Genomic DNA, 13,565 nt, shown 5'->3' on the forward strand with positions numbered 1-13,565 from the left:
CCCACCTAAATTAAAAATTTTAGGTGGGGACTGCGCTCTAACATTTCAGTTCAACGATAAAAAACCGTGGTTTTCAAGGTCAAACCACGGCTTATTTTTTCGTCCAAAAAATCTTGCCAAAAAATCTTAAATGTTCTTAATCGCGACCGTTAAGAGCAATGAGCAATCGCAAAATAAAAACAAACAAATTGATGTAGGTCAAGTACATCGATAAAGCCGCAGGCAAGTATTGGTCATTGCGGTAGGTGCGGGGCAGGATGTAGAAGTCAACCACAGATGCACCCACAAAGAGAAACACGCCCAGACCGGAGATGGCAATTTCTATCCAACCCGGCGTGTAAACACCAAATGCGGTGAACAAAAGTTGGACAACGAGTACGGCAACTAGGGCAATTACCCCTAAATTAATCGTTTTCGTCAATGCCATACCATCTTGCTCAGAGAGATTTGAGCCAATTTGACGGGCGGCAATAAACGTAACACCACAACCGAGGGCAGCCAACCCAATACCTTGAATACCTACACCTTGGTTTTTCAGTGCTACAAAGATTAAACCACTGAGAGTGTACCCAGTGAGAAGGCTGTAGGTTGCCAATAGAGGCAGTGCAACTTTGTTGTTGCCTTTTTCAGCAACGTTCTGAGCAACAAAGAACAGAATCAACTGTACGACGATCGCACCAAAGAAGGTGGGTAAGAATAGCCCGGGGTTAGTACGGAGAACACCCAGTCCGCCGTAACTTCCCAGTGCCGTTAGCACCAGACCACCGCCTACATACGGCAAGGCGTTGGCAATCACATTGGGACCTACGAGGGCTTGAGTTTTAGCCTGACGAAATGCGTCACGGAAGTTGCTGGTATTGCTCATATTTTACAAATGGTTTTTAGTCAAGCATTGCTGTTAATTTCCATTTTTACCGATAACCAGAGCTAGTGACCATAAAGATAGTGCTGAATCGTAAGTTATTACTCAGTAGGTCGGCACAAATAAAGTTAACGAGTGTTCGCGCGCAGCGTCTGGTGACAGGAGAGGGCTGTCATGAGTCATTAGTAAGAGTGCGCGAGTTTCAGGCGTTATTACTTTGGTTCTTATGCGATCTGTTTATTCCTAACCTACCTACTTATGTAGCACTCAGTACTCTGAAATGTACATTTTATAATCTCAAACTGAACAAAAATCTCCAGAAAAAGTAACCGTGTAAATGCTGAAACCTTGGGGAAGAATCCTTATAAGTTCAGTGAAACAACGAATTGTGTCCTTAAGCGTTCCTAAGGAAAATAATGACAGCTTTGATAAAGTTTAGGCAACTCCATTTTTTATAGAAAAGGAGTTTATATGACAACAACTCAGTTTTCTATCCAATCTGATAGTATGGAATTATTACGGTTATACCATCAAAATCCTTGTATACAAACTCGTAATAAACTTGTAGAATTACATACTGGCTTAGTACGAAAGATGGCTCATAAATTCAGCCATCAATGCAATGAGCCATATGAAGATTTAGAGCAAATTGGTTATTTTGGTTTAATAAGAGCAATTGAGCGCTTTGATCCAAAACAAGGATATGCTTTTAGTTCATTTGCTATACCCTATATTCGGGGTGAAATGCTGCACTTTTTACGCGATCGCGGTACCCTATTAAAGATTCCTCGTCGTTGGCAAGAACTCTATAATGAGGGGCAAAGAGTTCGCAAAGAATTAGCAACCACTTTAGGTCGTCCTCCCAAGGATTCAGAAATTGCAAGCGTTCTCAAGGTATCTGTGCAAGAATGGCAAGAAACCAAATTAGCTGTTCAAAACCGTATGCCTTTGAGTTTGGATGCTACCATAGTCCAAAACATTGATTGCCCAATAACCTTAGGTGAAGCACTTCCTTGTCAACGTTCTGTTGCTGTGCAACAACAAAACGAAGAACAGCAACAACTTCAAGGGGCAATAAGTATGCTAGAAGAAAAGCCCCGCATGGCAGTTGAAATGGTGTATTTGAAGGAACTTTCTCGCAAAGATACCGCTAAGAAAATTGGCACAAGTCCAATGACAGTGACACGATATTTGCAAAAGGGACTTCAAGATTTAGTCTCTATGTTAAGACCGCAAGCGGTGTAGCAGTAAGCTCATGATGTTCTTTTTGGGAAATAGGATAAATGGGGGAGATCAGGGTGCTGACATCAACGAGATTTCAAATCAGCAATTGCTCCTTTTGTCATAGCAGCAATGGCTTTATCCGTAGCTTTGGGCAAATGGTAATACTTGCCTCCTGCTGTCTTTGCTAACTCCTTAGCAAACCCAGTAGAAACGAATTTACTTTCCGTATCAATGACTAATAACTGCATTCCCAAAGCACGTATTCTGGCAGCAATTTCTAACAATTCTGCTTTGATATCTGGTTTTTGTCCTGGTTCTTGCGGTTCTCCCAAAGAACGCGATAGAGGAATATTGCCGCGTCCATCGGTTATCGCTACAATCACAACTTGTCCAATATCTCCACTCATCTGGGCATTTGAACCGACGCGCACAGCTTGGGTTAAACCATGAGCCAGTGGCGAACCACCACCACAAGGTAATCTTTCGAGGCGGTTACGCGCCAAAGCAATAGAACGCGTAGGAGGCAATAATACCTCCGCCTGTTCTCCTCGGAAGGGGATCAACGCCACTTGGTCACGGTTTTGATATGCTTCTGTCAGCAATTGCATTACCGCACCTTTAGCTGACTGCATCCGGTTGAGCGCCATTGAACCTGAAGCATCTACCACAAATACGACTAAAGCACCTGCTTTGCGTACCAAGCGCTTAGCTCGAATATCACCTTGTTCCACAAATACGCGCCGCCCTTTTTGAGATGAAGGGGATGAGGGGGATGAGGGGGATGAGGGGGATGAGGAGGATGATGGTGTATTGTCTCCCCTACTCTCAGACCTTTGACGTCGTGCTTTTTGATACGGCGCGGCTGCTCTGAGTGTGGCATCTACAGCAATCCGTTGGACTTTGCCCTTAGGCAACATTGGCTTAATATAGCGCCCCCGGTCTTCAGAAAAGATGATACTGCGACTTCCGGACTTACCTCGTTTTTGGGCTATCTGAGCAAAATAAAGCACGCTAGGGTCAAGAACTACCCCCTCAGGGTCAAAGATAAACTCTTCTGGGATGCCAGGCGGTTCTTGTTCTGGCTGTTCTTGATTTTCTTCTTGTTCTTCTTGTTCTTCTTGTTCTTGATTCGATTCGTCTTGGGGTTCCTCTTGATTTTGTGGTGGAGGTGGAGGAGGTGGCGGTGGTTCTTCGGGTGGCGGTGTCTGCACGACAGTCGCCCGTGGGACTATCACCAATTCCACAGCACGTCGCAAATCTTCGGCATTCACTTGTGTGCGTCCATCCAAAGCAGCAGATACACGTGCCACGCGTGCGGCAAATAACTCAGCGCGGTGTCCTTGCACTCCGCCTCGAATTGCTTCTTCTACTAAGTAGGAAATTTGTTCATGGGTGATGTGAACGTCTTTTAACCATTCCCGTGCCAGGATAATTTGGGTTTTGATGGCGTCTGTATCTTCGGTGTACTGCTTGAGAAATTCTTGGGGAGATAGGGAGTAGGCGATCGCTTGCTCTACAGCTTGCACTCTTTGATCTAAACCTAGAACACCATCAGCAGAAAGGGCGATCGCAATTCTATCTAATAAGTGTTCCCGTAATGCTCCTTCTTCTGGATTGTAGGTAGCGATAAATAAGGGCTTGCAGGGATGCTGAAAACTGATGCCCTCGCGTTCAATTTGGTTGCGTCCCTCAGATAAGACTGTTAAAAGCTGATTAGATATCTGCTCATCTAATAAATTGATTTCATCTATATAGAGAACGCCTCGGTGTGCTTGGGCGAGCAAACCTGGTTGAAAGATAGTTTCCCCTTGCTTAACTGACTGTTCCACATCGACAGAACCCAACAATCGGTCTTCTGTCACTCCTAAAGGAATTTGCACAAAGGGTGTGGGGATGATTTCGGTTTCTATTGTGGGGTAGGCATCTGGTCCCGGTGACTCCAATGGCAGGCATTCTTCTTGCCCCACGAGTGCCAAAAGTTTGTCATCCCATTCTTGTGGACGGTTGGGGTCGCAGTTGCTGATAGAACCTTTAACAACTTCAATAGGTGGAAGTAGGGCGTGGATAGCACGCGCCATCACAGATTTTGCCGTACCCCGACGACCTGCGATCGCCACTCCTCCCAACCCTGGGTCTACCGCTGCGAGCAGCAAGGCTAATTTAATCGCTTCTTGACCGACTACGGCTGTCAGGGGAAAAGCAGTACTGAGAGGGGTGATGGAAGGCACAGGCATACTTTAAATCCAAGCTATTCCAGGTTTCTAGCATACCAAACCTGACGACTTTTTAGGTACTTCGACAAGGATTTATCTATTCGTGCGGCTTTGTTTTAAATTTGACAATGATAGTAGAAACTCAAAACACCGAAATCTTCGTGGTGGTAGCCCCTGTAATTTAAAGGATACTGTTAATGCCTGACAACAAGATTATTATTTTTGATTGTGATAGCACTCTCAGCAGCATTGAAGGAATTGACGAACTCGCCCAAGCAGCCGATTTTGATGTCAGTCAAAAGATTGAAGAAATGACCAAAAGTTCTATGGAAGGTAGGATACCTCTTGAGAGCATATTTGCAAGCCGTCTTGAGATGATCAAACCTTCTATTGAGGCAGTATCAAAAATTGCTGATTTATATATCAAGACCGTTGAACCCAATGCCAAGAGAGTTATCGCAGCTTTGAAAAAAGACGGGTGGGTGCCGATTATCGTCAGCGGTGGCTATCTACAGGCTATTTTACCGCTAGCTAAATACTTGGGTATTGACTTTGTGGAAGCTGTGGAACTTTTCTTTAACCCTGATGGCAGTTACCTCGACTTTGATCGCAGCTACCCGACAACACGTTCGGGTGGAAAGGCTGAGATAGTGAAAAAGTTGCTTGCTCAACACTCACCTTTGCTAACCTTTGCAGTGGGCGATGGTGTCAGCGACTTAGAAATGAAACCAGTGATTAATGTGTTTGTAGGATTTGGACGATACGCTGTGCGAGAAAAAGTGCAAGCTGAATCAGACTACTTTATTTACAATTTGGCAGAACTTCTTTCAATACTGCTGAATGTTTCTTGAGATTAAATTTAGTGAACCAGCGCTCTAGCTAGATCAAACAATTTAGCAATTATTGGGATTGAGGTGCCGTCTTAATTGTCCAGACGACACCTCAATCTCATTTTTCCTTCCTCTCTTGAGGCAAGAAATGTAGGCTACAAAGCTCTACCTGTTTGCATTCTAGACGAGCGCGTACTTTTTTGTTCGATTGCTACCTCTTTAGCAAGAGGCGTTAGTACTATCAAGCCTCTAAGGTAAAGCTAACAGGCAAGGCTACCTCCTCATTTAATCAAATTGAATGAGGGAGTGTACCGAATTTTTGTACTAACGGCTTTGGTACAAGCGCGAAATCATTGCCTACTTTCTCATCAATGCCAGCCTCAACAAGCTGTAAAGAAAGTATTCAGGCATAATATCAAAGCACTCGATAACGGTTCAGCCAGTACTATTTAAAGGTTGGTGATAGACCTGAACTAGCAAATTTTCAAATACCAAATAATCAGTAGTTAAACTTAGCCATTAGAGTATTCAACTTAGTTTATGAATATTCCGACTTGCCCGTGGACATTAATGTTAAGAACTTACCGCAATATCCTTCCAACTGTTCATTTTTACTTAAATGAATGGAAAGAACGTGCAAATAAAATTCCAAATTTAGAACTTCGCAAACAAGCATTAATGAGTATCGAAACAAAAACATTTCACTGTGAAGGTGGAGCCATATATGGATTATTGGCGAAAAACTACAGTGATGAACTGATACGTTTTATTGTTGCTTATCAAACAATTAGTGATTATTTAGATAATTTATGTGACCGAAGCACCTCGCTTGCTCCTGAGGATTTTCGCGCTTTGCATGAATCAATGTTTCATGCCTTAACGCCAGGAGCAGAATGCGTAAATTACTATCGCTATCGTCAGGATCAAGAAGATGGAGGCTATTTAAGACAACTGGTTAAAACTTGCCAGGATGTGTTAGAAAAAATTCCAGCTTATCCAAAAATATCTTCGGCTCTTTATGAATTAGCCAGCTATTATTGTGAGTTACAAGTACATAAGCATGTGCAGGTTGAAGAGCGTGTTCCGCGATTAAAAGCGTGGTTTGAATTGCATCAGGATAACCTTCCTGAGATGAGTTGGTATGAATTTTCGGCGTGTGCTGGTTCAACACTGGGAATCTTCTGTCTGATTGCTTATGCCTCCCATGAAAATTGTACTGAAGACTTAATCAAGCAAATTAAAAATGCTTATTTTCCCTGGTTGCAAGGGTTACATATTTTACTTGATTACTTGATTGATCAGGAGGAAGACCGTCTTGGTGGTGATTTGAATTTTTGTTTTTATTATAAAAACAGAAATGAAATGACCAAGCGGTTTACACATTTTGTAAAAAAAGCTAAGGAAAGTGTAGCTCATTTACCACATACAAACTTTCATCAGATGATTAATCAAGCATTAATAGGGATTTATTTGGCAGATGAAAAAGTCATAAGTCAAAAGGAAGTTCAAGAAATGAGTAAACATCTTATACGCCTTGGTGGCGGTTCAACGTTCTTTTTTTTCTTAAATGGTCGGGTTATGGCTCTTCTTCGCTAATGCCAACTGTTTGTATAGCAACAGCATCTATTTGATAAGTCAGACCATAAAATTGTAGTGTACCTCTCCCATCTTTTTGCCTTTAGCACTAACCTGAATTGCTACGTAAAATCGCAAGAAAGTTCTACTTATGTCTAAAATTGTTGTTATTGGGGCTGGTCCAGCAGGATGCTCAGCAGGATATCACCTTTCTAAAAGTGGGCATCAAGTGACTCTTATAGATAAACAGAGCTTTCCTAGAGACAAAGTCTGCGGAGACGGAATTAGTTTTAAGTCGGTTCAGGCGTTGTTCCCAATGGGGATCTACCCGCAGGATATTAAACGCTTGATGCCCGAGTTTGCGCCTATAAATGGGCTTTTGCTCGGAGTCTCGAACGGAAGTTACAATCTGCATAACACTGAGCTTGAAGGATATTGCATCCCCCGGTTCGCTTTTGACAACCTACTTTATGAAATAGCTATAAACGCAGGGTGCATTGCTCTCACCCAAAGTATCACCAATATTGACCGCCATCCCGAGCTGCACAGCGATTTTGATTACATTATAGACGCGCGTGGCGTTTGTGCGGGTGATGTGGATGCGATCGCTATCAGAGCGTACTGGAGTATTAAGTCAGAAGATTTCGAGCCATACCTTTCCACGGCTCAAATTTACTTTGACAAAATTCTTGGGGTTAACGGATACGGTTGGATATTTCCAGCCGATACAAAAACTGGATTGGTGAAACTCAATGTTGGAGTAGGCATATGGATGGATGAATACCAAAAAATGAATACAAATATCATCCGGCTTTTTGAGCAATTCATCCAACGTAATGATAGAACGAAGGAACTCTTAAGCAAGATTGTTGATCAGCATAAACCCAAGGTTTACCCCCTAGCAACTGCAAAGAAAGGGAACAAAGTTAGCAATGGAAAAATCCTCAAGATTGGTGATGCTGCAAACTTGACAGATTCTCTGACTGGGGAGGGGATCGCAAATGCCATTCTTAGCGGTTTATATGTTGCACAAGCAATCAATATGAGTACCAATCAGGATTCAGTAGCCCAGAATTGGCAACGCCTTTACCAGGCATATTTCGAGGAAGAGATCCGCGCTGGCTTGCGGATAAAATCTTTCAGGAAACACTCATTCATGAACAATATGCTTATCTGGCTGATGAAAAGGAATCATCAAGTTGCTGAACAAGTGACTCATGCAATTGTGGGCGTAGTTCCGTATAATGAGCTACTACCTTCATTTAGGCATTGATAAAGCGTTTGGTTATAGTGGGTATTCGTTTGAGGAGCAACAGTCTGAGTCATCTCGACCACATGACTCAGGGGAATCTTTTCTCCAGTTTGAGACTGGATGGGCTAAGACTCTATCTGTTAGATTGCGATCGCACTTTATCCAATCTCCACACACATCATTCACGCATACAAGTCAGGTATGGCTGGGATATCAATTTCTTTCACACAGGAAACACGAGACAGTTGACGTAAACATCGCAACAAGAGAACCAAATCTTGCATCGGAATTTGCGTACCGTGATAGGTTTGGATCGCTTCTTCTGCACCTGCTTCATAAGGAATTTCAGCCGCGATGTTACCCGGATTAAGAGATGTAACCGGGATGCGATGCTGACGTAGACATTCCCGTAGTGCGTGAACAACCCCTCGTAATCCAAATTTGGAAGCCGTGTTTGCAACTTCAGCAGCACCTGAGTTATCTAACCCTGAAAGTGAACTGATGTAAACAACACGTGGATTGGATGAGAGCTTCAGATTAGGAATCAAACAATGAGTACAGAGGATAGCAGACAAAAGATTCACATGGATAATCTGCTCCATCTCTTGGGGTGTTGATTCTTCAAAAGAATAAGTCGCCTCAAAAGCGTTTTCCTCCCAAATTCCAGCGTTGTATAGCAGGAAGTCAACTGCACGAGTGCCAATCGCTTCAGATATTTTCACTGCGGCAGTTTGAGGAACAGACAAATCCGCCTGAATCCAAAATCTAGAAACTTGATCTGAGCAATCAAGGCTAGGGGGGCGAGTCCTGGAGACAAGAAACACAGTATCGCCCGGATCGGGTAAACCAATGCTGAAGCCCAAGCCGAGACCTCGACTGGCTCCAATGATTAAAAAGTGAGTCATGAATCAATTAAACAGAGTTCGGAACTGGATATTGGTCAAACTTTTGCATCAATTCAAGTAGCTCCTCTTGACTGGGCTGTCCTCCATTCTTAGTCAGTTCGGCTAACCCCTCAAAATACTGCTCCCGTGAATCCGCAGGACAGAACATGATTAACAGCTTTGCTCGCGTTTGTCCTGGATTGGAGAAGCCATGGGTCGTGTTCTCTGGCACAAGCATTAAAGTTCCAGGTGCGGCAGTCACTTTACGTTGATCCACTACCAATTCAATTGAGCCTTCTACTACATAGAATATTTCGGTCAGTTGCTTGTGAATATGAGGACTTGCGCCTTCGGTTCCTGGCTCCATAACAAACTCGAATAGCCCAAAGTGATTATGTGTATCTTTACCTGTCACTTTGAAGGTGCAAGTGCTGGTGCGAATTTGGACTGTTCGCCCTTCTCCTGGTTGCAAGATAATGGGTAACGACATATAAATCTCCTAATGGTTAAGAATTTGCAATGACTGCAACAGCATCAACTTCAAACAACATGCCATCAAGTGCAAGTCTTGGCACCGGAATGAGCGTCTGAGTTGGTGCTGGTTCTCCCCACATCGCCTGCACTACAGCCGTTAATTGCTGCAATTTGGACTCGTTATGATCGACCACAAGCGTAGTAAGTTTTACCACGTGTTCCGGATGTGCGCCAGCGGCAGTTAGAGCGACGCGGAGATTAGCAAAAGCCTGCGTCAATTGGGCAGCAAAGTCACCAACAAGATTGCCTTTTTCGTCCTCGCCACCTTGACCAGCAACATAAATAATGGTTGCTCCTGGTGGTGCGATCGCCACATGAGTGTAGCCATTTGGAGATGGGTCATACAACCCTACTGGATTGATACGTTGAATTTTTCTAACCATTCCTGTAGCTCTTAATTACAGATTCAATGTCCTAACCAACTGAATTGTCACGACTTAATAAAGAAAAATCTTTATTAAGTATGATAAATACTTGTCCTTGACTTTGTAAAGCTTTTTCTTTATTTTGTTGATTATGAAGACTGAATCAGTTAATAAATCAGCAACTGTCCGTACCCGACGCGCAATTGTGAAACTGCTCAAGCAGGAGGGATCGATGGACGCTCTGGCTTTAGCCTCCCGCTTGAACATTACAGCAATGGCAGTGCGTCAGCACCTGTACGCCTTGCAAGAGGAACAGTTGGTCACCTACCAAGAAGAGCAGCGCTCAATGGGGCGACCTGCTAAGCTGTGGCAATTAACCCCACCCGCTGATCGTCTCTTTCCAGAGGGCTATGCAGAGTTGACCGTGAGCCTACTTCATTCCATGAGAGAAGCGTTTGGTGAAGAAGGACTTGATCGCCTACTAGAAATCAGAACTCGCCAGCAAATTGCAGAGTACCGCGAGAAAGTATCTAGTGACGGTTCTCTCCAGCAGCGACTAGAAGCGTTAGCTGCAAAACGTACTAACGAAGGATACATGGCACAGATCCAACCGTTAGAGGATGGATCGTTTCTACTCATTGAAAATCACTGTCCTATCTGTGCTGCGGCAGTCGCTTGTACAGGACTTTGTCGTAAGGAGCTAGAAGTGTTTCAGACCGTCCTAGGGCAGAACACGGTTATTGAAAGAACAGAGCATATCGTTGCTGGTGAGCGACGCTGCGTTTACCGGGTTCGAGCATCTCAGTAGATGATTTGAGCCAAGTTATTTTCTAAGAAGGGGATGGATATTTGTCCCCACCTCTTAAGGATACTAGTATCTATTTATCTGTCCACCACCTGTATACTGTCCTGGAATTTGACCAGGAGATGAATAAATAGACTGTGGTACTGAACCAGGCGATTGCTGCAACCCTGAATTTCCATAAGTATTAGGAATGACAGGAGTATTAGAAGTAACACCAGCTTGATTGGGGGTGTAGTAGGGAGCAATGTTATTAGGTGTAGCAGAGGTGTTGGGTGAGACTACCGATGCTGGTTGTGCAACACTAGGCAATGGCTGACCGCTATTTGTGATATTCAACCTATTTCTCATAATTTGATCATAAAGAATAGCGGAGCGATCAGGGACTGCACTTGGAGTTTGCGGTATGCCTCTTAGTCCTCGTTGAGGTTGAGGGTAAGCTGCGCCAGAAATGGGATTTTGCGGTAGTAGATTATTGAAACCCGGCTGAGGGTAACCTGTACCTGAAATGGAATTTTGCGGTAGCAGGCTATTTGCACCTGGTTGAGAGTAGCTTGTTCCAGAAATAGAATTTTGCTGTTGATTTGTGACTCTTGGCTGTATGTAACCTGTTCCAGGAATGGAATTTTGCGGTAGCAGGTTATTTGCACCTGGTTGAGAGTAGCCTGTTCCAGGAATAGAATTTTGCAGCCCATTGGTGACTGGCGGTTGTATGTAACCTGTTCCAGAAATCAGTCCCGACTGCGTAGAACCTGTTACTGTATTGGGATTGATTGTGTTTGGACTTAACCCAGTGCTTGGAATAATCTGACTACTTTTGTTTTGGTTGGATAATTGGGATGGCTCAAAGGGATTTTTTTGAGTTGATGTGGTGCCAAAGTTTGGCTGATTCTGGTTCTTCGATTGGTTAAGTGCCGTTTGCAGAGCGCTTTCTGAGGCAATATTTTGATTAGGTCTGGTTGTATCTGCTAATCCCGTACCCAAACCAAAGGAATTTTTTACTGGATCTTGTTGACCAAACGAAGGTGTTAAAGCATTGACTGCTTGTGAGTTGCTACCACTCTGAAAATTCTTTAGCTGCAATAAATTTTCTGCTTGTGCAACAAAAGGATTTTCCAGCTTTGGGGCAGATGCGGAATCACCTTCCTTGACGGTAGCCTTTGATTTGTCATCAGTTGCAGAAGTTTGGCTTTTGCTATTTAAAGCCTCTAATAAGATGTCTCTGCTGTTTTTTGCCTGAGTCTTTTGCGTGGGCTTGGTCGTTCTTGCTGCTGGTGAATTTTCATTGCCCGAATCCGTATTAAACAGGACTGGTAAGCTATCAATGTCCGCAGCAATTGCCCGATCTTCTTCTGAAAGAGACGATTTGGCAGGCTGGTTTGCAGCGAATTGGTTTTTTTGCCAATCAGTAAAAAAGCTTGGATTTGCCCAGTATTCTTTAATGGTCAGACCTACGACCGATAAAAAAATTGCTGCTCCCCAAAAACCAGGTCGCGATAAGTTCCATAACCTAGCTTTGAGATAGCGTAAGTGAGCGGGAGGATAATGGCGGGGTGACATGAGCAAAATGGAGTTTGGGTTTACAAAGAAAGTGGCAAAACTTGAGGAAAGTTCAAAGCAGTCGTTTCCGTATGAAGCTTTTCTCGTTGACTTATAGCAATTTTCATTTTTCTATGATTCGCGAGTACCCAATTAACCCCAAGCAATTTTTCGCCGTTACTGGGTATACTCCAAACCGTGAGCAGATATTACAAACGAACTTGAATTTTACTTTTATCCTACCTACTCCACAGTTATCAGTCATCACCCGCAGGCGGATTTTAGTAGAAAATTTACCTTTGTGCTACCCGCATCAATAAGAATGTACCTATTCCTAAGCCTAAGAAATTCGGCAACCAAGCTCCCACAAAAGTAGAAAAGATACCCGCCTGTGCTAAAGCACCAGTAATAAAATAAAGTATATAGTAAGTAAATATAACGATGACACTTATACCAAAACTTGTGCCTCGCCCTGTGCGCTGAGGTATGGTTCCCATTGCTGCACCAACCAAGCCAAAAACGACACAGACAAACGGCAAGGCTATTTTTTGTTGAATCCTAACTTCAAGTTTGCGAATTTTTGGCTCATCACCGCCAAGGCGTTCAATCTCCAATTGTTCGAGCGATTGGGCAATGTTCATCTCACCATAGTCTCGGCTTTTCTGTGCCAAATCTAATGCTGTACGAGGCAATTTCACTTGTTGGCGTTCAAACCGTAGGATGTTGCGATAAGAGCGGTCTGGGGCGACTAAATAAATGGTACCGTTGTAAAAATCCCAGAGGTTTTGAGATGGATTCCACTCGCCTGATTCTGAGACAATAATTTGACTTAAACCTTCTGTTGAACGGTCTATAATCGTCAAACCTTTCATCTGCTTGCCATCAAACTCGTCGGCGTAAAACAAGCGGTTCAAGATTTTTTTGTTACTACCATCCTCCTGCTTGACTTTTTGGTATTCTGGATAGAATATATTTTGCTGCTTAACAATACTTGGCTGCTCTGACTTTAAAGCTTTGTCCAAAATTTGAGATGCTTGGTATTTTGAAGCTGGTGCAAGATGTTCGTTAAACACAAAGGTCATTCCTGTGACTACCAAACTCAACATCACAGCAGTTAGCACCATGCGATAGACACTTACCCCACAGCCGCGCAGGGCGATCAGTTCGCTCTCGCTTGAAAGACGACTGTAAGTCATCAAAGTCGCCAGCAGGGTAGACATGGGAAAGGCTAAAACGATAAATTCTGGCAGCCTTAACACAAAAACCTGAACGGCAATGCCTACTGGTAGCCCAGACTCGACAATTTTCCGCACCAACTCGAACATAGCGTCTATTGTGACGCCGATGGAAGCGAAAGCCCCAACACCAAACAAAAATGTTGGCAGCAATTCCCTCGTTAGGTAGCGATCCATGATCGAAAATGGCAGCAGCGAATTAAGGGTGTAGAAAGACTTGTATTTAGCCATTAGTCAGGGGTCATGAGCC

The 13,565-nt window shown here is 43.6% G+C and carries 12 protein-coding genes; 5 read left to right on the forward strand and 7 right to left on the reverse strand.

The window, feature by feature from the left end; genetic code table 11:
• Window positions 1-136 precede the first annotated feature (136 nt).
• Complete coding sequence (locus tag ACM0OZ_RS12430; protein WP_414583143.1) at window positions 137-865, reverse strand: Bax inhibitor-1 family protein; 729 nt, start codon at window positions 863-865, stop codon at window positions 137-139.
• A gap of 468 nt (window positions 866-1,333) precedes the next feature.
• On the opposite strand from ACM0OZ_RS12430, the gene ACM0OZ_RS12435 reads away from it, so the two are divergent.
• The gene (locus tag ACM0OZ_RS12435) at window positions 1,334-2,107 is read left to right on the forward strand and encodes an RNA polymerase sigma factor SigF (RefSeq protein ID WP_414583144.1); all 774 of its coding nucleotides are present in this window, start codon (window positions 1,334-1,336) and stop codon (window positions 2,105-2,107) included.
• Between the two features lie 62 nt (window positions 2,108-2,169).
• Here ACM0OZ_RS12435 and bchD read toward each other — a convergent pair whose 3' ends face one another.
• Complete coding sequence (gene bchD / locus ACM0OZ_RS12440) at window positions 2,170-4,320, reverse strand: magnesium chelatase ATPase subunit D (RefSeq protein ID WP_414583145.1); 2,151 nt, start codon at window positions 4,318-4,320, stop codon at window positions 2,170-2,172.
• Window positions 4,321-4,496: 176 nt separating this feature from the next.
• Here bchD and ACM0OZ_RS12445 point away from each other — a divergent pair, with 176 nt between their 5' ends.
• From ACM0OZ_RS12445 to ACM0OZ_RS12455, 3 genes are all read left to right on the forward strand, one after another.
• Window positions 4,497-5,150 (forward strand): HAD-IB family phosphatase, encoded by a 654-nt coding sequence (locus ACM0OZ_RS12445; RefSeq protein ID WP_414583146.1) that lies wholly within the window; start codon window positions 4,497-4,499, stop codon window positions 5,148-5,150.
• Window positions 5,151-5,669: 519 nt separating this feature from the next.
• A complete protein-coding gene (locus ACM0OZ_RS12450; RefSeq protein WP_414583147.1) occupies window positions 5,670-6,725 on the forward strand; it encodes a tetraprenyl-beta-curcumene synthase family protein in 1,056 nt (351 codons plus the stop codon).
• A 130-nt stretch (window positions 6,726-6,855) separates the two neighbouring features.
• On the forward strand, window positions 6,856-7,977 hold the full coding sequence (locus tag ACM0OZ_RS12455) for an FAD-dependent oxidoreductase (protein WP_414583148.1): 1,122 nt from the start codon (window positions 6,856-6,858) through the stop codon (window positions 7,975-7,977).
• A gap of 161 nt (window positions 7,978-8,138) precedes the next feature.
• Here ACM0OZ_RS12455 and ACM0OZ_RS12460 read toward each other — a convergent pair whose 3' ends face one another.
• Genes ACM0OZ_RS12460 through ACM0OZ_RS12470 form a run of 3 tightly spaced genes read right to left on the reverse strand, consistent with a single transcriptional unit; the run spans window position 8,139 to window position 9,757 of the window.
• Complete coding sequence (locus ACM0OZ_RS12460) at window positions 8,139-8,861, reverse strand: SDR family NAD(P)-dependent oxidoreductase (protein WP_414583149.1); 723 nt, start codon at window positions 8,859-8,861, stop codon at window positions 8,139-8,141.
• A gap of 7 nt (window positions 8,862-8,868) precedes the next feature.
• Entirely contained in the window at window positions 8,869-9,330 is a 462-nt protein-coding gene (locus tag ACM0OZ_RS12465; RefSeq protein ID WP_414583150.1) for a cupin domain-containing protein, read from the reverse strand.
• 16 nt (window positions 9,331-9,346) lie between these two features.
• Entirely contained in the window at window positions 9,347-9,757 is a 411-nt protein-coding gene (locus ACM0OZ_RS12470) for a RidA family protein (RefSeq protein ID WP_414583151.1), read from the reverse strand.
• A gap of 133 nt (window positions 9,758-9,890) precedes the next feature.
• On the opposite strand from ACM0OZ_RS12470, the gene ACM0OZ_RS12475 reads away from it, so the two are divergent.
• Complete coding sequence (locus tag ACM0OZ_RS12475) at window positions 9,891-10,547, forward strand: helix-turn-helix transcriptional regulator (RefSeq protein ID WP_414583152.1); 657 nt, start codon at window positions 9,891-9,893, stop codon at window positions 10,545-10,547.
• Window positions 10,548-10,610: 63 nt separating this feature from the next.
• Here the strand turns inward: ACM0OZ_RS12475 and ACM0OZ_RS12480 are convergent, their stop codons facing one another.
• Together ACM0OZ_RS12480 and ACM0OZ_RS12485 are read right to left on the reverse strand one after the other, a co-directional pair.
• Complete coding sequence (locus ACM0OZ_RS12480) at window positions 10,611-12,101, reverse strand: hypothetical protein (RefSeq protein ID WP_414583153.1); 1,491 nt, start codon at window positions 12,099-12,101, stop codon at window positions 10,611-10,613.
• Window positions 12,102-12,373: 272 nt separating this feature from the next.
• On the reverse strand, window positions 12,374-13,492 hold the full coding sequence (locus tag ACM0OZ_RS12485; RefSeq protein WP_414583244.1) for an LptF/LptG family permease: 1,119 nt from the start codon (window positions 13,490-13,492) through the stop codon (window positions 12,374-12,376).
• Window positions 13,493-13,565: the final 73 nt, after the last annotated feature.

The organism is Scytonema sp. PCC 10023 (genome assembly GCF_963920835.1).
Lineage (GTDB): Bacteria > Cyanobacteriota > Cyanobacteriia > Cyanobacteriales > Nostocaceae > Kalymmatonema.

Excerpts from the sequence above, each read along its gene's own strand:
- ACM0OZ_RS12430 (WP_414583143.1), bottom strand. The coding sequence starts at position 865 with ATGAGCAATACCAGCAACTTCCGTGACGCATTTCGTCAGGCTAAAACT.
- ACM0OZ_RS12435 (WP_414583144.1), top strand. The coding sequence starts at position 1,334 with ATGACAACAACTCAGTTTTCTATCCAATCTGATAGTATGGAATTATTA.
- bchD (WP_414583145.1), bottom strand. The coding sequence starts at position 4,320 with ATGCCTGTGCCTTCCATCACCCCTCTCAGTACTGCTTTTCCCCTGACA.
- ACM0OZ_RS12445 (WP_414583146.1), top strand. The coding sequence starts at position 4,497 with ATGCCTGACAACAAGATTATTATTTTTGATTGTGATAGCACTCTCAGC.
- ACM0OZ_RS12450 (WP_414583147.1), top strand. The coding sequence starts at position 5,670 with ATGAATATTCCGACTTGCCCGTGGACATTAATGTTAAGAACTTACCGC.
- ACM0OZ_RS12455 (WP_414583148.1), top strand. The coding sequence starts at position 6,856 with ATGTCTAAAATTGTTGTTATTGGGGCTGGTCCAGCAGGATGCTCAGCA.
- ACM0OZ_RS12460 (WP_414583149.1), bottom strand. The coding sequence starts at position 8,861 with ATGACTCACTTTTTAATCATTGGAGCCAGTCGAGGTCTCGGCTTGGGC.
- ACM0OZ_RS12465 (WP_414583150.1), bottom strand. The coding sequence starts at position 9,330 with ATGTCGTTACCCATTATCTTGCAACCAGGAGAAGGGCGAACAGTCCAA.
- ACM0OZ_RS12470 (WP_414583151.1), bottom strand. The coding sequence starts at position 9,757 with ATGGTTAGAAAAATTCAACGTATCAATCCAGTAGGGTTGTATGACCCA.
- ACM0OZ_RS12475 (WP_414583152.1), top strand. The coding sequence starts at position 9,891 with ATGAAGACTGAATCAGTTAATAAATCAGCAACTGTCCGTACCCGACGC.
- ACM0OZ_RS12480 (WP_414583153.1), bottom strand. The coding sequence starts at position 12,101 with ATGTCACCCCGCCATTATCCTCCCGCTCACTTACGCTATCTCAAAGCT.
- ACM0OZ_RS12485 (WP_414583244.1), bottom strand. The coding sequence starts at position 13,492 with ATGGATCGCTACCTAACGAGGGAATTGCTGCCAACATTTTTGTTTGGT.